This window comes from Bradyrhizobium sp. Rc3b (genome assembly GCF_900114915.1).
In the GTDB taxonomy this organism is placed as follows: Bacteria; Pseudomonadota; Alphaproteobacteria; order Rhizobiales; family Xanthobacteraceae; genus Bradyrhizobium.
The window spans coordinates 413,575-433,881 of sequence record NZ_FOUS01000003.1; the positions used below are offsets into that span (position 1 = coordinate 413,575).

A 20,307-nucleotide genomic window follows, 5' to 3' on the forward strand; every position below is an offset into this window, starting at 1 on the left:
CGCTAACCCACGGGATCGATCGGCGACGGCGGCACGCCGCCCGCCTCGATCGCCTCGCCTGCGAGCAGGCACAAATCCTCGCGATAGCGGCCGGAGACGATGTGCACGCCGACGGGCGCCTTGCCGACGAGACCGGTGGAGACCACAAGGCCCGGCAGACCCATGAAGGGAATGGCGATCTGCGGCAGCTGCGCTTCCCAGACCCGCTTGAACGACTCGTCGTCCTTGCGATCAAGATGATCGGGGAACGGCAGCTCGCCGGACACCGGCGTCAGCAGCACCGCGTATTTTTCGAAGAATAGCATCCAGTCGCGGGTCAGGGTGGCTCTTCGGGTCAGCGCCTTGGCGTAATTGGCCTGGTCCATCGGCGTGACCCTGGCGCGGTTGCCGCGCAGGCACGCCAGCGCGCCGGGATCGCCCTCGCGCTCGGCCATCTCGAGCTGGGCCTCGTAGCCGTCGCCGAGCCAGAGCTTGATCTGCCACTCGACCGCCTCGCGCATCGGCGGCGTGTCATCGATGATGTCGACGGTCCAGCCCGCGCGCTCCAGCCGCTTGCCGGCATCGCTCACCGCCGCCTTCACCTCCGGCGTCGCCGCAAGGCCGCCAGGATTGAGGCAGAGCGCGGCGCGCTTGTCCCGTGCGGGGCCTTCCAGCGGCACCGGCACGAACCAGGGATCACGGATGTCGCGGGCCGACATCGCAGCCAGTGAAATCCTGAGGTCGTTGACGGTGCGCGCCAGCGGACCCGAGACCGCCATGATCTGCGGCCCGATCGGACGCTCCGGCAGCGCCGGGTTGAAGGCGGGGATGCGGCCGAGCGTCGGGCGCAGGCCGTGCACGCCGCAGGCATAGGCGGGATAGCGGATCGAGCCGGCAATGTCGGTGCCGTGGGCGATGTGGCCGATGCCGGCCGCGACCGCCGAACCGGCGCCGCCGGACGAGCCGCCCGGGGTCAGAGAGGCGTCACGCGGGTTCTTGGTGTCGCCATGGACGAGGTTGGTGGTGAACCAGCGATAGGAGAAGGCCGGGCAATTGGTGCGGCCAAGGAGAATGGCGCCCGATTTCCGGAAATTGGCGACCACCGGATTGTCCTCGCGCGCGATCAAATCGCGCTGGAGCTTGAGGCCGTTGGTGGTGGCAAAGCCCTCCTGATCGACATTGGCCTTGATGGTGACGGGCACGCCGGCGAGCACGCCGGGGTCCTCGCCGCGCGCGATGGCGGCGTCGACGGCGTCGGCCTGCTTGAGCACGTCGTCCGGCCGGTGGTCGATCACCGCGTTGAGCTGGGGATTGACGGCGTCCAGGCGGGCGAGCCCGGCCTTGGCCGCCTCCCGGGCGGACACCTTTTTGGACTTGACGAGGGAGGCGAGGTCGGCAGCCGACAGGCGCCAGAGATCTTGCATGGCTTGCTCCGTGTAACCGGCGTCTTTTAGCGCCGGGAACGCGGCAAAGCCATGCGGATTTCGCAAGGGCGAAGGCGCTGGGGCGCCGGGTGGTGCCCCATTCTCCGTCGTCTTTGCGAGGAGCCCTTGCGACGAAGCAATCCAGACTTCCTCCGCGGAGAGTCTCTGGATTGCTTCCTGCGCTCGCAATGACCGGAGAGAGCGCCCGCTAATGCCGCGTCGCGGACGCGTCCGGGATGTCGAGCAGCGCCTCGGTGAAAGGAAACTCCAGCACGATCTCGCCTTCGGCGTCGGTCACCTCGATCACGGCGTCCAGCAGGGCGCGCTGGGTGCCCTCGGATTTCACCACTTCAAGGATCATCTGGCGGGCGACCTCCCAGGCGCGGTCGGGGTTGCGCAGATCCTCGCCTTCGGGATCCACGATCAGTTCGTCGCCGATACGGGTATTGAAGTAGTATCTGGGCATCATCGAGATCCAGTTGGGTCGCCTGTACCGGATTGAAAGCTGCACTGCACTCACAACTGCTTTATCAGGACAGGGTTCGCGACCGAATGCGCCGAACGCAAGGCAGCGCCCCAGAAGTGAGCGTTCCCGAAGGCATTTTTCGCGGCGCAACATGAGATTCTCGGGAAAATTTCACTGGCGAACTTCCCAGCGCGCATTAATTTAACGGGTGGGCGATACGTCCGAATTCGCGAAAATGGAGTGCCAAAATGGCTTGGAAAGCCCCGAAGATCGTCGAAGTGCCCTGCGGCATGGAAATCAACATGTATGTGAGCGCTACCCGCAAGTAAGCGGTTGGTGATCTGCGTTCAGCGCAGGTGGGTCTTTCGGTCACGACCGGTTTCCGAATGAGGGAAATCGTGTCGGCCTGAGATCCACCTCGTGACGTTGCTTCCAGGAGACGGATCATGCTTCGCGTCGTCGTCCTGGGCGCCGCAGCCGGCGGCGGAGTGCCGCAATGGAATTGCGGCTGCGAGGGCTGCCGGGCGGCCCGAGAGAACGGCCATGAGCTCTTGAGAACCCAGGCCTCGGTCGCCTTCAGCGGCGATGGCGAGCACTGGTTCCTGATCAATGCCTCACCGGACCTCCGCCAGCAACTGAATGCCACGCCGCAACTGCACCCCAAGGCCGGGGCGCTGCGCCATACGCCGATTGCGGGCGTGATCCTGACCAACAGCGAAGTGGATGCGGTGGCCGGCCTGCTCTCGATGCGCGAGAGCTCGCCGTTCACGATCTATGCGCATGAGAAGGTGCTGGCGATCCTTGCCAGCAACAGCATCTTCAACGTGCTGAACGAGAAGCACGTGCGGCGCCAGCCGATGGCAATCCGCGAGCCATTCGAGCCGCGCCTGCCCGACGGCACCCGCTCCGGACTGGAGGTGCTGTCCTTCGCAGTCTCTGGCAAATCGGCCTGGTATCTGGAAGGCAAGGCGCATCCCGGCGGGGACAGCGGCGACGGCGACACGCTGGGCCTGAAGATCACCGACAAGGCGACCGGCAAGTGCTTCTACTTCATCGCGGCCTGCGCCGAGGTGACCGACGCGCTCAAGGCCGAGATCGACGGCGCTTCGCTCGTGTTCTTCGACGGCACGGTCTGGCAGGACGACGAGATGATCAAATGCGGGCTCGGCCAGAAGACCGGCAAGAGCATGGGACATGTCGCCATGTCCGGCGAGGACGGCGCCATCGCACGGCTGGCCGACCTCGCTATCGACAGGAAGATATTTCTGCATATCAATAACTCGAACCCGGCGCTGCTACCTGCCTCATCCGAGCGCAAGGCCGTCGAGGCGGCGGGCTGGCAGATACCGGCGGATGGAACGGAGATCGTGCTGTGAATGCGGCGTCAATGACTGGAATGACTGCGCTCTCGATCGGCAAGGATCTGAGGCTCAACTCGGCCGAGGAGCTCGAGGCGACGCTGCGCCATATCGGGGCGACGCGCTATCACAGCCTGCATCCGTTCCATAAGCTGCTGCACGGCGGCAAGCTGAACAAGGGCCAGGTGCAGGCCTGGGCGCTGAACCGCTACTATTACCAGAGCACGATCCCGATCAAGGACGCGGTGGTGATCTCGCGTTTCCGCGACCGAGCCACGCGCCTGGAATGGCGCCACCGCATCGAGGATCATGACGGCGACGTCGGCAGCGAAGGCGGCATCGAGCGCTGGCTGAAGCTGACCGAAGGCCTCGGCCTCGACACGGCCTATGTGGAATCGACCGAAGGCATTTTGCCGGCGACGCGCTTCGCGGTGGAGGCCTACGTGCATTACTGCCGCGAAAAAAGCCCGCTGGAGGCGATCGCCTCCTCGCTCACCGAGCTGTTCGCGCCGAACCTGCATGAAGAACGCATCTCCGGCATGCTGCAGCACTATGATTTCGTCAACCCCGACATCATGAGCTACTTCAAGCGCCGCCTGGCGCAGGCGCCGCGCGATGCCGGCTTTGCGCTCGACTATGTCAAGGCGCATGCCACGACGCCGGAGCAGCGCGCGCAAGTGTGCAACGCGCTGATCTTCAAGACCAACGTGCTATGGGTGCAACTCGACGCACTTCAGCACGCCTATGTCGAGGGCAACATTCCGCCGGGCGCGTTCGTGCCCAAAGCGGGCTGAAGAGGAGCTGCAATGGCCGGGCCGCGTCACATCAGCGTCAGCGAGGCGAGCCGCCCGGTGCTGCCGCGGCATGCCAAGCTGAAATATGACGAGACGCGGAAGGTCTGGGTGATCCTGGCGCCGGAACGCGTGCTGGCGCCGGACGAGATCGCCGTTGAGGTCTTGCAGCTCTGTAATGGCGAGCGCAATGTCGGCGATATTGCGGACGCGTTGGCGGCAAAATACGCCTCGCCACGCGAGGCGATCCTCGCCGACGTCATCGTCATGCTGCAGGATCTCGCCGACAAGGGCTTTCTCACGGAGGCCCGGGAGAAGACGTCATGAGCGATGTGCTCGGCAACCCCATGATCCCCCCTGATGCCAGCGACAGCCTCGCGGTGCTGGAGAAGCAGCGCTCGACGGCGGAGACCTTTGGCATTCCGCTCGCGGTGCTGCTCGAGATCACCCATCGCTGCCCGCTGCAATGCCCCTACTGCTCCAACCCGGTCGAGCTCGATCGCTCGGGCAAGGAGCTGACCACCGAGGAATGGAAGAAGGTCTTGAGCGAGCTTGCCGAGATCGGCGTGCTGCAGGTGCATTTCTCCGGCGGCGAGCCGACGGCGCGCAAGGACCTCGTCGACCTCGTCAAGCATGCCAGTGACGTCGGCCTCTACACCAACCTGATCACCTCGGCCGTGCTGCTGACGCGCGAGAAGCTCAGCGATCTCGCCGATGCCGGGCTCTGCCACGTGCAGATCAGTTTCCAGGGCGTTGAAGAAGGCCTCGCCGATCGCGTCGCCGGCTACAAGAACGGGCACCGCAAGAAGCTCGAGGTCGCAAAGTGGACGCGCGAGCTCGATCTGCCGCTCACCGTGAACGCGGTGATGCACCGCCAGAACCTGCACCAGTTGCCTGACATCATCCAGATGTCCGTCGATCTCGACGCCGACCGGCTCGAGGTCGCCAATGTCCAGTATTACGGCTGGGCGCTGAAGAACCGTGCCGCGCTGATGCCGAGCGTGGCGCAGTTAGATGAGTGCACGCGCATCGTCGAGGAGGCGCGCGAGCGGCTGAAGGGTACGCTCGCGATTGACTACGTCGTCCCTGATTATTACGCGCTGCGGCCGAAGAAGTGCATGGGCGGCTGGGGCCGGCAGTTCTTCAACATCTCGCCCGCCGGCAAGGTGCTGCCCTGCCACGCCGCCGAGAGCATCACCGGGCTCGACTTCGAATCGGTCCGCTCCAACCATTCGATCGCCTGGATCTGGCAGAACTCCGAGGCCTTCAACCGCTATCGCGGCACCGGCTGGATGAAGGAGCCGTGCAAGTCTTGCGAATTCCGCGAGATCGATTTTGGCGGCTGCCGCTGCCAGGCCTTCGCGCTGACCGGCGATGCCGCCAACACCGATCCGGCCTGCGCGCTGTCGCCGCTGCACGAGACCATCTTCAAGCAGGCCGAGCGTGAGGCCGAGGGCGAGACCAGCCGCTTCCTCTATCGCAACTTCGCCGGCGGCACCCTGGAATCAGAGAATGGGGCCTGACGCCGACGCAGGCACAGCGGCGAGGCGTGCCGATCCCTTTGCGCCGCTGACCTCCGACATGCTCGACGTCGGCGACGGCCATGAGCTCTATGTCGAGAGCGTCGGTCGCAGCGACGGCATTCCCGCGGTCTACCTGCACGGCGGGCCCGGCAGCGGCTGCCAGCCCGATCATCGCCGGCTGTTCGACCCTGATCGCTTCTGCGCCGTGCTGTTCGACCAGCGCGGCTGCGGCCGCAGCCGGCCCAAGGGATCGCGCGAGCACAACACCACGGCACATCTGATCGCGGACATGGAGAAAATCCGCGAAAAGTTCGGCTTTGACCGCTGGATGGTGGTCGGCGGCTCCTGGGGTGCGACGCTGGCGCTGGCGTATGCGCAGGCCCATCCCGAGCGCGTCTCCGGCATCGCGCTCCGCGCGACCTTTCTGGGCACGCGGGCCGAGGTCGAGACGGCCTTCACGGGGCGCCTGCCGCAATTCTATCCCGCGCTCTACGAGGATTTTCTGAGCGTGCTGCCGCCTGAGGAACGCGCGCGCCCGGTGGAAGCCTATTATCGCCGCATCCTCGATGCCGATCCGGCCGTTCACGGACCTGCGGCCCGCGCCTGGCACGACACCGAGCGAGCCCTGTCGGAGCACAAGGCGGCCAAGACGCGGCTGGAGCTGGCGTCGCTTAACGTCTGGCGCACGCTGCCGGCGACGCCGTTCATGGAGGCGCATTACTTCATCAACAACTCCTTCATGAACGAAGCCCAGCTGCTGCGGAACGCGGACCGGCTCGCCGGGATTCCCGGCATTGTCGTGCAGGGCCGCTACGACCTGTTGTGCCCTCCTGAGACATCACACGCGCTCGCGAGAGTTTGGCCGGGTTCCGAGGTTCGCCTCGTGGAAGAAGCCGGACATTCGCTCTATGATGCCGGCGTGAGGGATGCGGTCATGAAGTCGATTGCCGACCTTGCGTCGAAGGCCGCGCGCTAATGCGCGAAAAAGGACAACAAGAAAATGCCGCTCGCCGGAAAGGGCATGCTGCTGACGTCGATGAATATCGACGCAGCCAATGAGGCCGATTTCAACCGCTGGTACGATCGAGAGCATCTGGAAGAGCGCGTCGCGATCGAGGGCTTTCTGGAAGCGCGGCGCTATGTCGCGCATGCCGCCAATCCCAAATATCTCTCGCTGTACTCGACCGCGACTCTCGACGTGCTCGACAGTCCCGCCTATCGGGCGCGCCTGTCCAACCAGACCGAATGGTCGCGGCAAAGCATGGCGCATTTCAAGGACATGCTCCGTGTCGTCGCGCGCATTACCATCAGCAACGGCACCGGCCGCGGCGCTGCGCTCGGCCTCGTGCGGCTGCGGCCCACAGCCGACAATGCTGGCGCATGGCGTGATGCGCTGCAAGAAAAGCTGGCGCCGCAGGACCGAGAAGGCATCATCTCGATGCATCTGCTCGAGAGCGAGCCGGAGCTCTCGGGCACGACCGCGGACATTCCGGCGGTGCGCAACGAAGGCGCACGCGACTGGTTCGTGCTGATCGACGGCACGCATGTCGGCGCGGTCTCGGCCGTCATCGCCGAGCGCTTCACCGGCCCTGCTGCATCGCCCTTCCCGCTGCCCGTCTCGGTCGGAACTTACAGTCTGATGTGGGACCTCGCGAAGAGCGATATCGCGCGCGGCTGAACATATCTGCATCGCAACATATTGCACCGCACGCGCATCGCGCGCGGCCGTTAATGCTGTGCGCGCGTAGCTCCCATGAAAGCGGGGACGCGCGAAACTTTGCCGTTGTACTTCGGAAAGGTTCTAATAAGCTAACCCAATGACGTCATTCAGAAACCAGATCGCAGCGCGTTAAGCGTTCGCCAAGCTCAGAAGAGGCCGCCGGGTCTTTGAGCCTGCGCGGACAGGGTAGGAATGAAACCGACCGATATCGCGGCCCCCGACTACTTTCACAAAGTGGTCGATTGCCAATGGGCCTGTCCTGCGCACACCCCGGTTCCCGAATATATCCGACTGATCGCACAAGGCCGCTATAGCGACGCCTACATGATCAATTGGAAGTCGAACGTGTTTCCCGGAATTCTGGGACGCACCTGCGATCGTCCCTGCGAGCCGGCGTGCCGCCGCGGACGCGTCGAGGAGACGCCGGTCGCAATCTGCCGGCTCAAGCGCGTCGCCGCCGATTTCAAGGACGACATCAAGCAGCGCCTGCCGCGCCCTGCACCGAAGAACGGCAAGCGCGTTGCCTTCGTCGGCGGCGGTCCGGCCTCGCTGACGGTGGCGCGCGATCTCGCGCCGCTCGGCTATCACTGCACCGTATTCGATGCCGATCCGGAAGCCGGCGGCATGATGCGCACGCAGATCCCGAAATTCCGCCTGCCCAATTCGGTGATCGACGAGGAGACCGGCTACATCCTGGGTCTCGGCGTCGAGTTCAAAGGTGGCCACCGCATCGAGAGCATGAAGTCGCTGCTCGCGGAGAAATATGACGCGATCTTCGTCGGCTCCGGCGCGCCGCGCGGCCGAGAGCTCGACATTCCCGGCCGCAAGGAAGCGGCTGGCAATATCCATATCGGCATCGAATGGCTGGCCTCGGTCTCGTTCGGCCATATCGACAAGATCGGCAAGCGCGTGATCGTGCTCGGCGGCGGCAACACCGCAATGGACTGCTGCCGCACCGCGCGCCGGCTCGGCGGCGAGAAAGTCACGGTGATCGTGCGTTCCGGCTTCGAGGAGATGAAGGCCTCGCCGTGGGAGAAGGAGGACGCGCTCCACGAGGATATTCCGATCCTCAACTACATGGTGCCGGTGGCATTCAAGCACGTCGCCGGCAAGCTGATCGGCGTCACCTTCCAGCACGTCAAAGCCGAATATGACGCCAAAGGCCGCCGCAACCTCGTGCCTTCGGGCGATCCCGATCAGACCATTCCCTGCGACGACGTGCTGGTCGCGGTCGGCCAGGAGAACGCCTTCCCCTGGATCGAGCAGGACTGCGGCATCGAGTTCGACAAATGGCACATGCCGAAGGTCGATCCCAAGACCTTCGTCTCGACCAATCCAAAAGTGTTCTTCGGCGGCGATGCCGCGTTCGGCCCCAAAAACATCATCTGGGCGGTCGCGCACGGCCATGACGCCGCATTGTCGATCCACAAGATGCTCTCGGGCGAGGACATCACCGAGCGGCCGCTGCCTGAGGTGCATGTCTCATCGCAGAAAATGGGCATCCACGAATGGAGCTATGACAACGACATCTCGATCGACAAGCGCTACAAGGTGCCGCATCGCGACAAGGTGATCGCGCTAAAGGACATCCGCGCCGAGGTCGAGCTCGGCTACGACGTCAAGCTGGCGCTGGGCGAAGCCGAGCGCTGCCTGAACTGCGACGTGCAGACCGTATTCTCGACCTCGCTCTGCATCGAGTGCGATGCCTGCGCCGACATCTGTCCGATGGACTGCATCACCTTCACGGGCAATGGAGAAGAAAGCGATCTGCGCCAGCGCCTGAAGGCGCCCTCGCCGCATCCGGACCAGGACCTCTATGTCTCCTCGGATCTCAAGACCGGTCGCGTGATGGTGAAGGACGAGGACGTCTGCCTGCATTGCGGGCTGTGCGCCGAGCGGTGTCCCACCGGCGCCTGGGACATGCAGAAATATTTCATCGACATGACTCACGCAGGTTCGACATGCCCGACAAAAAGCCGATCAGCAGCGTAAACGACTTCGTCGTCCGCTTCGCCAACGTGAACGGCTCGGGCTCGGCCAGCGCCAACGAGATGTTCGCGCGCGCGATCCTGCGCCACGGTGTTCCGGTCTCCCCACGCAACATCTTCCCCTCCAACATCCAGGGCCTGCCGACCTGGTACGAGGTGCGGGTGACCGAGGACGGCCATCTCGGCGCCCGCGGCGGCGTCGACATGATGGTGGCGATGAACCCGCAGACCTGGGACAAGGACGTCGCCGGCATCGAGCCGGGCGGCTATCTGTTCTACGATTCCACCAAGCCGATGCCGTCGACGAAATTCCGCGACGACATCACCGTGATCGGCGTGCCGCTCACCGCCATCACCAACTCGACCTATACCGATCCGCGCCAGCGCCAGCTGTTCAAGAACATCATCTATCTCGGCGCGCTCTCGGCGCTGCTCGACATGGACCCGAAGCTGATCGAGCAGCTGATCGGCGAGCAGTACAAGGGCAAGGAAAAGCTGCTCTCCTCCAACGTCCACGCGCTGCATCTTGGGCGCGACTGGGCGCTGCAGAACCTGAAATGCCCGCTCGGCCTCAGGGTGAAAAAGTCGGACAAGGTCGGCGACCGCATCTTCATCGAAGGCAACAGCGCCGCCGCGCTCGGCGCCGTCTATGGCGGCGCCACGGTATGCGCCTGGTATCCGATCACGCCGTCCTCGTCGGTGGCGGAGGCCTTCACCGCCCATTGCAAGAAGTACCGGCACGACCCTGAAACCGGAAAGGCGAAATACGCCATCGTGCAGGGCGAGGACGAGCTCGCTTCAATCGGCATCGTCATCGGCGCCTCCTGGAACGGCGCCCGCGCCTTCACCGCGACATCGGGCCCCGGCATCTCCTTGATGACCGAATTCATCGGCCTCTCATACTTCGCCGAGATTCCGGCCGTGATCATGAACATCCAGCGCGCCGGCCCCTCCACGGGCATGCCGACCCGCACCCAGCAATGCGACATCATCGCCTGCGCCTATGCTTCGCACGGCGACACCAAGCATGTGTTGCTGTTCCCCGAGGATCCCGCCGAGGCCTTCGAATTCGCGGCCGCCGCGTTCGATCTCGCCGAGCGGATCCAGACCACGATCTTCCTGATGCTCGACCTCGACATCGGCATGAATCACCGGCTCTGCCGTCCGCTGAAATGGGACGATGCCAAGCAATACGACCGCGGCAAGGTGATGACCGCGGAGATGCTGGAGGAAGGCCGCGACTTCGGCCGCTATCTCGATGTCGACGGCGACGGCATCCCCTACCGCACCTATCCCGGCACGCACCCGACCAAGGGCTCCTATTTTACCCGCGGCACCTCGCGTGATCGCTATGCGCGCTACTCCGAGGAGGGCTCGGTTTACGCGGACAACATGCAGCGCCTGATGCGCAAGTTCGAGACCGCGCAGGACCTGGTGCCGCGACCGCTGCAGGCCAATGCGGAACGGCCGACCAAATACGGCGTGATCTATTTCGGCTCGACCTCACCGGCGATGGACGAGGCGATCGGCCTTTTGGAAGCGCGAGGGCATCAGCTCGACCGCCTGCGCATCCGCGCCTTCCCGTTCCATTCGAGCGTGGCGAGCTTCCTCGCCGAGCACGATTTCGTCTACGTCGTCGAGCAGAACCGCGACAGCCAGCTACGCCAGCTCATCGTCAACGAGAACGGCATCGACCCCGTCCGCCTCGTGCCGATCGTGCATTACGACGGCTCGCCGATCACCGCCCGTTTCATTGCAAAAGCCATTGGCGACCACCAGGATCACCTCAAGGTGACCCCGCTCCGCAAGGCCGTGTCATGACCTATATTGCCAAGCCGAAATTCCATCATCCGGGGCTGAAGAAGAACGAGCTCGGCTACACCCATCGCGACTACGAGGGCAAGATCTCGACGCTGTGTGCCGGCTGCGGTCACGATTCGATCACGGCTTCGATCATCGAGGCCTGCTACGAGCTCTCGATCGAGCCGCACCGGGTGGCGAAGATCTCCGGGATCGGCTGCTCCTCGAAGACGCCGGATTATTTCCTCGGCAATTCGCACGGCTTCAACTCCGTGCACGGCCGCATGCCATCGGTCTTGACCGGCGCCAACCTCGCCAACCGCGATCTGATCTATCTCGGCGTGTCCGGCGACGGCGATTCCGCCTCGATCGGGTTCGGCCAGTTCGCGCACTCGATCCGGCGCGGCGTCAACATGACCTACATCGTCGAGAACAACGGCGTCTACGGCCTGACCAAGGGCCAGTTCTCGGCCACCGCCGACCGCGGCTCGAAGTCCAAAAAGGGCGTCACCAACACCGACAACGCCATCGACCTCGTTGCGATCGCATTGCAGCTGGGCGCCACTTTCGTGGCGCGCAGCTTCTCCGGCGACAAGACCCAGCTGGTGCCGCTGATCGCGGCTGCGATCCGCCACAAGGGCGCGTCCTTCATCGACGTCATCAGCCCCTGCATCGCCTTCAATAACCACGCCGGCTCGACCAAGAGCTTCGACTATGTCCGCGAGCACAACGACGCCGTGAACCGGCTCGACGTTCTAGTCGGCCGCGATCCCATCGCGGTGGACTACGCGCCGGGCACGGTGCAAATGGTCGAGCAGCATGACGGCAGCAAGATCGCGCTGCGCAAGATCGACGCCGACTACGATCCGCATGACCGGCTGGGCGCCCAGACCTTCCTTGCGCGGCACGCCGCCAAGGGGCAGATCGTCACCGGTCTCCTTTACGTCGACCCCGACGCGGAAGATCTGCACGAGCATCTCAACACGGTCGAGACGCCGCTCAACACGCTGGAAGCGGATACCCTGTGCCCGGGCTCGGCGGTGCTGGACAAGATCAACGCCAGCCTGCGCTGATCATTTGCTCCGCGCCGAAGCCGGCGACCTGACGCGTATCGTGATCTTCTCCGACACGACCGGCGGTTCGAACGGATAGTGCTTGGCGTCGCCGAGCACCAGTTGCAGGGTGTGAGTCCCCGGCGCAAGGTCCAGCATGGTCTCGGTCTGCCCTGCGCCGAAATGCAGGTGCGACTTGTCCTGCGGGATCGGCTCCTTGGGATCGATGGGATCGTTGACGTCGACCAGCAGATGATGATGACCGGCATTCTGGTAATCGTCGCCGGCATGCGTCACGCCCATGTTGCGCAGGCCGAACCGGACCCAGAAACCACCGCGAACCTTCTGCCCATCGTGCGGCGTGATGAAATAGAGTTTCGCGTCCTTTGGCGCGGTCTTTCCCTGCGAGCAGGCTGCGCCCGGGTGCACTGCGATCGCCATCGCCAGTGCGACACAATGAATGATCTTCATCAAATCCACTCCAGCACTTACGGACTGAGCGCGACGCGGAATCCATGCGTGGGGTAACGGACATTGGTGTCGTAACCATCGCGGTTGGATGGCCTCACATATCTCGCATCGTTCTTCCACGAGCCCGAGCGCAGAACGTGCGAGCTGCAGTCCCCGCCACCCCATGCCGAGCCGTCAGTGGGTGCGCCCTGATAGGTCCTGTGCCAGCAGTCCTCGACCCACTGATCGATACCGCCACCCATGTCGTGGAGGCCGAACGGATTCGGCTTGAAGCTGCCGACCTTCGCCGGCTGCTCGGCCGCGAGGTCACCGCAATCCTTGCAGCCGGCCACGCCTGGCTGAAGCTTGTCGCCCCACCAATATTTGCTCTGCGTGCCGCCGCGCGCGGCATATTCCCATTCGGCCTCGCTCGGAAGCCGGTAAGGCTTCTTCGTCGCCTGCGCGAGCCAGGCGGCATATTGCTGCGCGTCGGTCCAGCTCACATTGCCGATCGGCGCATCCTCTTTGCCGGTGGCGGTGAAGCCGCACGCCTTTGCAGCCGCGCATTCGTTCCATTCCTGCACCGTCACCGGATATTTGCCGATCGAGAACGGTTTGACCGTGACCTGGTGGACAGGACGTTCGGTCGGATCGTCATTGCTTCCCATCGCAAAGCTGCCGCCGCGAATGGGGATCATCTCGGGTTCTCGGACCGCCGTCACCGATGGAGCGGATGCCGGAGATGGTGAAGGCGATGCTGCGGGCGACGGCGTCGTTGTGGGCAACGGAGAAGCCGCGGGTGCAGCTTGAGGCGCCGGTACCGGCGGGCTCGGTAACGACGGAACGGATTGCGGCATCGGCGAAGCTGACGGCGCCGCGATCGGAGGAGCGGCAGCCTGTTGCCCCACCTGGCTGCGGTGCTGCACCAGCACGTACCAAAGCACGTAGCCGGCAATCACCAGCAATGCCATGATCAGAAGAAAGAGCAGCATGCTCTCGCGCCGGCCGCGCGTCCTGCCTACCGCGTCTGCGTCCGGCAGCACGCGATAGACGCGCACCGGATCCGTGATGTTCTTGACCTTGCGGTCTCCGAGCGACTCATAGCCGCACACCACCTTGTGCTTGATCTGCTCGTAGATCGCGCCTGAGATATAGACGTGACCGGGCTCGGCGATACCCTCGATACGTGTGGCGATGTTGACCCCGTCGCCGTAGACATCGTCCGGCTCCACGATGACGTCGCCGAGATTGACGCCGATCCGGTATTCGAGCCGTGAATGCTTGGGAAGCGGGGCGTTGCGGCCGATGAGATTCTGCTGGATGACGATGCTGCATCGAACGGCCTCGACAGGACTGTCGAAGATGGCGATGAAGCCGTCGCCCGTCGTCTTCACCAGCGTGCCATGGTGCTCGACGATGCTGGGCTGGATGATATCCCGCTCGATCCGCTTGACGCGGACATGCGTGCCCTCCTCGTCGGCCTGCATGATGCGACTGTAGGAAGCGATGTCGCCGACAATGATCGCCGCGAGGCGACGAGGCATGGGGCCGTGTGGAGGCGGCTCGTCCTGATTTCCGGATCTGAAGTTGCGAATTTCGCCCATTGCGGGGGACTCCACAAACCTACAAAGGCAGCCCCAGCTTACGACCGCTAAAGGCGATCGTCTGTGAAGGCTATCACATTGATGAAATGGAGCAATGTCGAAGGACTCGCAGGGATCGAGTTCCGGAAGGCGAAGGCGTCGCATCGGTTGAACCTTCCTCGCCCTCCCGGTGACTAACGCCGTGCCTGGAACTGTCCATCCCGCTCCGCGCTGTGATGATCATGTACGACTTGCGCGGGTTGAACGCGTCGCACCTGGGCCGCGTCTAAAGCCTACAGCTCGCTCCTGCGTTCGAGGCCATCATGAAGCTTTCTCTCCTGACTGCCCTCGCCGTTGCCGCACTCATCAGTACGGCCCACGCGGAAGAGGCCGACGACGTCCGCGAAGCCAGCAAGGCCGAAGCCGAGACCTTCAACACGCGCATGTATGCGGGCGCGCCCGGCAACAAGGCCTATGCCTGCTTCGTCCGCCGCTACGATGCGGAGCACCTGGCGCGGCATCCGAAGCAGAAGGTCGCTTCGATGAAGCTGCTGATCTCGGCCGAGTTGGACAAGGAAGACAAGGAGCTGCACAATTCCTTCCGCCTCGGTTTCAGGTACCGCCATCGCTCCGGCGATTTCGACTCCAGCGGTTCTTGCAACCACGCCGTATTCACCAAGGACGGCAACGAGGTTCGCCTCGGTTGCGGTGTCGATTGCGAAGGCGGTGGCATCGGCGTTGCGCTGTCCAAAGACGACAAGTCGACGATCGTGCGGCTCGAACGGGTCCGGGTCTGGCAGAACAACAAGCCGGATGACGAGGCCGAGCGGTCGCTGGTCGGCGGTGCCGACGACAGGATCTTTCGGCTTGATCGCACCGACAACAGCGAGTGCGCTTCGCTGGTGACCGACCGCAAGGAACTCGCCGCGCTCCGCCACAAATGATGATATGTCTCCGGCAAAGTCAGTCGAGGGAGATCGCCATGAACCGGCGGAACATCTTGTGGAGCGCAATCTCGGCCCTCGGCGCGGCATTCGGTGCCTCCGGCGCGAAAGCCGCGACGGGAGCGGGCGCGGGCAACAAGCTGAAAGTGGTCTACCATCTCAGCGATGCCGAGAAGGTCAACTTCGTGCTCGGCAACATCCAGAACCACATCGACGGTGTCGGCGGTCCTGATCACGTCACGATCGCGCTGGTGATCCACGGGCCGGCGCTGAAGGCATTCTACTCGGCGCAGGCGAACCCCGACATCAGCAAGCGCGTCGGCGAATTCTCCAAGGACGGCGTCGAGCTCGCCGCGTGCGGCAACACGATGAAGGCGCAGAACGTGACGTTGACCGAGCTGCTACCGGGCTTCGTCAGCGCGGAAAAGGGCGGCGTGGTTCGTTTGGCTGAGCTGCAGTCGCAGGGGTATCTTTATCTGCGGCCGTAGGGGCTGCTTCTTACCCACACGACAAGTGCACTCCCTCCCCCGCCTGCGAGGGTTGGGGAGAGGGTGGCTCCGCAGAGGGACAATCCCCTAGAGGAAAAAGCCCTCACCCGGCGCGCGGGTCGATGCTTTGCATCGCCCGGAGGTAAGGCGGAGCTCGTAGCGCCCTCCAAACTCATCCTCATCCCGCTTGACTCACCCATAACCTCGCGGTTATGAGTTAACCCATAACTTCCTGGTTATGGATTCCCATGTCTCTCGCCCCCGACCTCCTGTTCCGGACGCTCGCCGACCCCACAAGGCGGGCGATCTTCGAGCGGCTGTGCCGCGAGGGGGAGCAGACGGTCGGGGCCCTGACCGCGAGATCCGGCGTTTCCCAGCCGGCCGTCTCGAAACATCTCGGCGCGTTGAAGCTGGCCGGCCTCGTGCGGGACCGCCATGAGGGGCGGCAGACCCACTACAGCGCGCAGCCCGGCGCACTCGATCCGCTGCGCGACTGGACCAGCCAGATGACCGGATTCTGGCAGAGGCGGCTCGACGCACTCGACGATCTCCTGAAGAGGATGGACCAATGACCGAAGCCTCAAGCGAAACACGCTCCGTCGTCGTCGAGCGCGAATTCGCCTTCCCGGCCGAGCGGCTCTGGCGCGCGCTGACGCAGCCGCATCTGATCGAGGAATGGCTGATGAAGAACGACTTCAAGCCGTCAGTCGGTCATCGCTTCAATCTTCGCGGTGAATGGGGCGGCGTGCTGGACTGCGAGGTGCTCACCATCGAGCCGCAGAAGACGCTCGCCTACACCTGGAATTTCTCGCATGAGGACGCCGCGTTCAACCTCAGGAGCGTCGTGACCTTCACGCTGACGCCGACCGGCGCGGGCACTCACCTACGCGTCGAGCAGGCGGGCTTCAGCCCGACGCAAAAGCAGGCTTACGGCGGCGCGCATGCCGGCTGGAAGCAGTTCCTTGCCAAGCTGGACGAGGTGCTGGCGCGGGTTGAATAGCCCCGGCCGGCCGTATCCATTCCAATCATTTTGAGAAGGAGACCCCAGTGAGTACAGACATGTGGATTCGTCAGATCCATCGCTGGTTGTCGATGGCTTTCACGCTCGCCGTCATCGCCAACATCGTCGCCATGACCATGCAGCTCCAGGCGGTCTGGATCGGCTTCCTGGCGCTCGTCCCGCTGATCCCGCTGCTGGCGACCGGGCTCTATCTGTTCGCGCTGCCCTATATCGGCCGCCGCGGCAACGCGTGATGCGAGGCGAGACGATGAAGAAGGCAGTAGCAGCGAAGAAGAGCAGCACGAAAGACGCGACTGGGCCGTCGCCCTCCAAGCTGATCGACGGCAGGATCAAGGAGCTCGGCGACTGGCGCGGCGAAATGCTGGCGCGGGTCCGCGGCCTGATCAAGCAGGCCGATCCTGAGGTCGTCGAGGAATGGAAATGGCGCGGCGTTCCCGTCTGGGAGCACGACGGCATCATCTGCACCGGCGAGACCTACAAGGAAGTGGTGAAGATGACCTTTGCCAAGGGCGCCGCGCTGGACGACCCGGCCGGCCTGTTCAATTCCAGCCTCGACGGCAACGTGCGGCGCGCGATCGACATTCGCGAAGGCGAGAAGATCAACGAGAAGGCGTTGAAGGCGCTGATCCGCGCGGCGGTTGAGCTGAATGGGTCGAAGAAGAAGGCGGCGAAGAAGCGGCCGGCGTAGAACAGCCGTTATCCAGCCGCGAATCTCTTCCTTCTTCCCTTGTGGGAGAAGGTGGCACGAAGCGCCGGATGAGGGGTCTCCTTCGACACGTAAAGGTGCGGAGAGATACCCCTCACCCAAGCGAGCTTGTATCTTCCGGCGTCGCCGCCCTCTCCCACAAGGGGCGAGGGCACATCAACGCGCATCTCGCCTTATTGCCGCGCAGACGGCAGCCTCAAGCCACCGCCGCCGGGATCGGACGCGGGCTCACGACGTATTCGCGCATGACCTTGTCGTTGGCATCGACCTCGATCAGTGCGACGTCGTAGGTCCAGAGATCGGCCAGGTGCTGCAACACCCGCTTGGCATCGGTCTCGTTGAGTTGCGAGCCTTTGATGACGTGGTGGTGCAGGATCAGCCGGCGGTCGCCGGAGAGATCGACGTCGACCACCTCGATATTGGCGTCGATGAAGCCGACATCATGCTGCCGTGCCAGCTCGCGGCGGACGCGGCGGAAGCCGCGCTCGTCGTGGATGGCATCGACCCGGATGCCGGCGCGCTCCTCGGGATCGTCGTGCAGATGGAACATGCGGAAGTGCCGCATCAGCTTCGGGCTCAGGAACTGGGCGATGAAGCTTTCGTCGCGGTAGTTGGCCCAGACGTCGCGCAGCACGCCCATCACGTCGCCCTTGCCGGCGATGTCGGGGAACCATTCGCGGTCCTCGTCCTCCGGTTTGGTGACGATGCGCTCGATGTCCTGCATCACGGCAAAGCCGAGCGCATAGGGGTTGAATCCGGAGAAGCGCGGGTCGTCGAATTCGGGCTGGAACACCACATTGGTGTGCGATCCCAGGAATTCGAGGAAATTGCCGTCGGTGATGCGGCCCTGCTCGTGCAGCTTGGTCATGATGCGATAGTGGACGTAAGTCGCCGTCCCCTCGTTCATCACCTTGGTCTGGCTCTGCGGATAGAAATATTGCGCGATGTGGCGGACGATGCGCAGCAGCTCGCGTTGCCACGGCGCCAGTCGCGGCGCACTCTTCTCCAGGAAATAGAGCAGGTTTTCCTGCGGCAGGCCGAGCAGCTTGCGGCGGCGCTCGATGCTGAGCGCGGACCGGCTCTTGGCCGCGCCCTTGGGGACGGTGCGCCAGAGGTCGTTGAAGACCTCCTCCTCGTGCTGGCGACGGCGCCCTGCCCGCTTCTCTTCGGCCCGCAGATCCAGCTTCTTCTTGCCGGGATAGCGGTCGATGCCGTGCGACATCAGCGCATGCGCGGCATCGAGCGTCCGCTCGACCTCGACGCGGCCGTAGCGCTCCTCGCATTGCATGACATACGTCTTGGCGAAGTCGAGATAATCCAGGATGCCGTCGGCGTCAGTCCACTGCTTGAACAGGTAATTGTTCTTGAAGAAGTGGTTGTGACCGAAAGCGGCGTGCGCGATCACCAGGGTCTGCATCGTCGCCGTGTTCTCCTCCATCAGATAGGAGATGCAGGGCGAGGAGTTGATCACGATCTCATAGGCGAGCCCCATCAGGCCCTTGCGATAGGACGCCTCATGGTAAGCGAATTGCTTGCCGAACGACCAGTGCTTGTAGAACAGCGGCATGCCGACGGAGGAGTAGGCATCCAGCATCTGCTCGGCGGTGATGACCTCGATCTGGTTCGGATAGACGTCGAGCCCGAGATCCTTCGTCGCCACCGCCTCGCAGGCATCGGTGATGCGCTGCAAGGTGTGGAAATCCCAATCCGCGCCTTCGAACAATCGTTCCGTCATGGAGCGGCTTTCTCCTGGGCAGTTTCGCGGCGCTGGAACAGATCGTGGAACACCGGAAAGATCTCGCTGCGCTCGCTGACCTTGCGCATCGAGAGCGGTGCGCCGCTGTTGCGCAGGCGGTCGTAGAGAGTCCAAAGCGAGGAGTCGGAGAGATCGAAGGCGCTGCCGCCGGATTCCCCGACCTCGAGATAGGCAAAGAACTGACAGACCGGCAGGATCTTGTCGGTCAGCAGCAGCCCCGTGAGCTCGCCGTCGGAATAGGAATTGTCGCCGTCGGAGGCCTGCGCGGCGTAGATGTTCCAGTCCGACGGATTGAAGCGCTCGCGCACGATCTCGTGCATCGCCTGCAGCGCGCTCGAGACCAGCGTGCCGCCCGAGGCCGGGCCATAGAAGAAGGTCTGCTCGTCGACCTCCTCGGCGCGGTCGGTGTGGCGGATGAAGACGATCTCGACATGCTTGTAGCGGCGCTTCAGGAACACGTAGAGCAGCATGTAAAAGCGCTTGGCGAGATCCTTCATGTGCTCGGACATCGAGCCCGACACGTCCATCAGGCAGAACATCACCGCCTGCGCCACCGGCTTCGGCACCGTCTCGAAGCGGCGGTAGCGGATGTCGAGCGGATCGATGAAGGGAATCCGCTTGGTCTTCGCCTTCAGCTTCTCAAGCTGGGCGAGAAGCACCTCAAGCTCGTCCTCGTCGGTGCAGGCGGCGATCGCGGCTTCCAGTTCCTCGATCTCCTCCTTGCGGGGACGCTTGAGCGCGATGCGGCGGGCGAGCGCCAGCTTCACCGTCCGGCTCACCGAGATGTTGGCGGGCGAGCCCGACGTGGTGTAGCCGGCGCGCTGAATGCCCTCGCTCTCGGTCTGCGCGATCTTGCGCTTGGCCAGATCCGGCAGCTCGAGATCGTCGAGGAAGAGATCGACGAACTCGTCGCGGGAGAGCACGAAGCGGAAGGCATCCTCGCTGTCGCCTTCGCCCGGGCCGGAATTCTTGGCGCTGCCCTGGCCGGAGCGCTGCAGATAGTCCCCCTCGATGAACTTCTTGTTCCCGGGCAGCACCATGTCGCGCGTTCCGCCTTCGCGGCGGAAGCGCGGCTCGTGCATGCCGTCGAGCGGGATCGTGACCTCACCACCCTCCAGGACGTCCTTGATGTCGCGTTCCTGCGAGGTCTTCTTGACGGCGCCCTGCACCAGGGATTTGGCCCGACGCAAGAACCGCTGGCGGTTCTCAAGACTCTTGCCGCCTGGATTCAGGCGCCTGTCAATAATGTGAATGGGCA

The 20,307-nt window shown here is 63.9% G+C and carries 22 protein-coding genes; 16 read left to right on the forward strand and 6 right to left on the reverse strand.

What is annotated here, in order from left to right; translation table 11 throughout:
• Positions 1-2 precede the first annotated feature (2 nt).
• Both BM190_RS08775 and BM190_RS08780 read right to left on the reverse strand, forming a co-directional pair.
• Complete coding sequence (locus BM190_RS08775; RefSeq protein WP_092253993.1) at positions 3-1,403, reverse strand: amidase family protein; 1,401 nt, start codon at positions 1,401-1,403, stop codon at positions 3-5.
• A 208-nt stretch (positions 1,404-1,611) separates the two neighbouring features.
• Positions 1,612-1,869 carry a DUF6894 family protein gene (locus tag BM190_RS08780; RefSeq protein WP_026202038.1) on the reverse strand — a complete coding sequence of 86 codons (258 nt, stop codon included), beginning with the start codon at positions 1,867-1,869 and terminating at the stop codon, positions 1,612-1,614.
• Between the two features lie 248 nt (positions 1,870-2,117).
• Between BM190_RS08780 and pqqA the strand changes: the two genes are divergently transcribed.
• The 10 genes from pqqA to BM190_RS08830 all read left to right on the forward strand — a co-directional run bounded on the left by pqqA (position 2,118) and on the right by BM190_RS08830 (position 12,122).
• A complete protein-coding gene (gene pqqA, locus BM190_RS08785; protein WP_007595659.1) occupies positions 2,118-2,198 on the forward strand; it encodes a pyrroloquinoline quinone precursor peptide PqqA in 81 nt (26 codons plus the stop codon).
• 117 nt (positions 2,199-2,315) lie between these two features.
• Positions 2,316-3,245 (forward strand): pyrroloquinoline quinone biosynthesis protein PqqB, encoded by a 930-nt coding sequence (gene pqqB, locus BM190_RS08790; protein ID WP_092253628.1) that lies wholly within the window; start codon positions 2,316-2,318, stop codon positions 3,243-3,245.
• Complete coding sequence (pqqC, locus tag BM190_RS08795) at positions 3,242-4,021, forward strand: pyrroloquinoline-quinone synthase PqqC (protein WP_092253630.1); 780 nt, start codon at positions 3,242-3,244, stop codon at positions 4,019-4,021. The genes pqqB and pqqC overlap by 4 nt, the downstream gene beginning before the upstream one ends.
• A gap of 12 nt (positions 4,022-4,033) precedes the next feature.
• Positions 4,034-4,345 (forward strand): pyrroloquinoline quinone biosynthesis peptide chaperone PqqD, encoded by a 312-nt coding sequence (pqqD, locus tag BM190_RS08800; protein ID WP_092253632.1) that lies wholly within the window; start codon positions 4,034-4,036, stop codon positions 4,343-4,345.
• Entirely contained in the window at positions 4,342-5,541 is a 1,200-nt protein-coding gene (gene pqqE / locus BM190_RS08805) for a pyrroloquinoline quinone biosynthesis protein PqqE (RefSeq protein WP_092253634.1), read from the forward strand. The genes pqqD and pqqE overlap by 4 nt, the downstream gene beginning before the upstream one ends.
• Positions 5,531-6,517 carry a prolyl aminopeptidase gene (pip, locus tag BM190_RS08810; RefSeq protein WP_092253636.1) on the forward strand — a complete coding sequence of 329 codons (987 nt, stop codon included), beginning with the start codon at positions 5,531-5,533 and terminating at the stop codon, positions 6,515-6,517. The genes pqqE and pip overlap by 11 nt, the downstream gene beginning before the upstream one ends.
• A 24-nt stretch (positions 6,518-6,541) precedes the next feature.
• Positions 6,542-7,219, forward strand: coding sequence for a DUF4286 family protein (locus BM190_RS08815; protein ID WP_092253638.1), 678 nt, complete (start codon positions 6,542-6,544; stop codon positions 7,217-7,219).
• A 234-nt stretch (positions 7,220-7,453) separates the two neighbouring features.
• Entirely contained in the window at positions 7,454-9,253 is a 1,800-nt protein-coding gene (locus tag BM190_RS08820) for an FAD-dependent oxidoreductase (protein ID WP_018318543.1), read from the forward strand.
• Entirely contained in the window at positions 9,223-11,070 is a 1,848-nt protein-coding gene (locus BM190_RS08825) for a 2-oxoacid:acceptor oxidoreductase subunit alpha (RefSeq protein WP_018318542.1), read from the forward strand. Before BM190_RS08820 ends, BM190_RS08825 begins: the two co-directional genes overlap by 31 nt.
• Positions 11,067-12,122, forward strand: a complete 1,056-nt coding sequence (locus tag BM190_RS08830; protein ID WP_018318541.1) for a 2-oxoacid:ferredoxin oxidoreductase subunit beta — start codon at positions 11,067-11,069, stop codon at positions 12,120-12,122. The genes BM190_RS08825 and BM190_RS08830 overlap by 4 nt, the downstream gene beginning before the upstream one ends.
• Here the strand turns inward: BM190_RS08830 and BM190_RS08835 are convergent, their stop codons facing one another.
• Together BM190_RS08835 and BM190_RS08840 are read right to left on the reverse strand one after the other, a co-directional pair.
• Positions 12,123-12,572, reverse strand: coding sequence for a DUF4399 domain-containing protein (locus BM190_RS08835; RefSeq protein ID WP_092253640.1), 450 nt, complete (start codon positions 12,570-12,572; stop codon positions 12,123-12,125).
• Positions 12,573-12,589: 17 nt separating this feature from the next.
• Positions 12,590-14,155, reverse strand: a complete 1,566-nt coding sequence (locus BM190_RS08840) for an SUMF1/EgtB/PvdO family nonheme iron enzyme (RefSeq protein WP_092253642.1) — start codon at positions 14,153-14,155, stop codon at positions 12,590-12,592.
• A 302-nt stretch (positions 14,156-14,457) separates the two neighbouring features.
• Between BM190_RS08840 and BM190_RS08845 the strand changes: the two genes are divergently transcribed.
• The 6 genes from BM190_RS08845 to BM190_RS08870 all read left to right on the forward strand — a co-directional run bounded on the left by BM190_RS08845 (position 14,458) and on the right by BM190_RS08870 (position 17,275).
• Positions 14,458-15,078: a hypothetical protein gene (locus tag BM190_RS08845; RefSeq protein WP_018318538.1), complete on the forward strand. Its 621-nt coding sequence runs from the start codon at positions 14,458-14,460 to the stop codon at positions 15,076-15,078.
• A gap of 38 nt (positions 15,079-15,116) precedes the next feature.
• A complete protein-coding gene (locus BM190_RS08850; protein ID WP_177236973.1) occupies positions 15,117-15,566 on the forward strand; it encodes a DsrE family protein in 450 nt (149 codons plus the stop codon).
• A gap of 248 nt (positions 15,567-15,814) precedes the next feature.
• Entirely contained in the window at positions 15,815-16,138 is a 324-nt protein-coding gene (locus tag BM190_RS08855; protein ID WP_092253644.1) for an ArsR/SmtB family transcription factor, read from the forward strand.
• The gene (locus BM190_RS08860) at positions 16,135-16,566 is read left to right on the forward strand and encodes an SRPBCC family protein (protein WP_092253645.1); all 432 of its coding nucleotides are present in this window, start codon (positions 16,135-16,137) and stop codon (positions 16,564-16,566) included. Before BM190_RS08855 ends, BM190_RS08860 begins: the two co-directional genes overlap by 4 nt.
• A 59-nt stretch (positions 16,567-16,625) precedes the next feature.
• Complete coding sequence (locus BM190_RS08865; protein ID WP_092253647.1) at positions 16,626-16,820, forward strand: hypothetical protein; 195 nt, start codon at positions 16,626-16,628, stop codon at positions 16,818-16,820.
• 14 nt (positions 16,821-16,834) lie between these two features.
• Entirely contained in the window at positions 16,835-17,275 is a 441-nt protein-coding gene (locus tag BM190_RS08870) for a DUF1801 domain-containing protein (RefSeq protein WP_092253998.1), read from the forward strand.
• Between the two features lie 214 nt (positions 17,276-17,489).
• On the opposite strand, the gene BM190_RS08875 is transcribed toward BM190_RS08870, so the two are convergent.
• Together BM190_RS08875 and BM190_RS08880 are read right to left on the reverse strand one after the other, a co-directional pair.
• Positions 17,490-19,028, reverse strand: a complete 1,539-nt coding sequence (locus tag BM190_RS08875; protein ID WP_092253648.1) for a SpoVR family protein — start codon at positions 19,026-19,028, stop codon at positions 17,490-17,492.
• A complete protein-coding gene (locus BM190_RS08880) occupies positions 19,025-20,302 on the reverse strand; it encodes a YeaH/YhbH family protein (RefSeq protein ID WP_177237006.1) in 1,278 nt (425 codons plus the stop codon). The genes BM190_RS08875 and BM190_RS08880 overlap by 4 nt, the downstream gene beginning before the upstream one ends.
• Positions 20,303-20,307 lie beyond the last annotated feature (5 nt).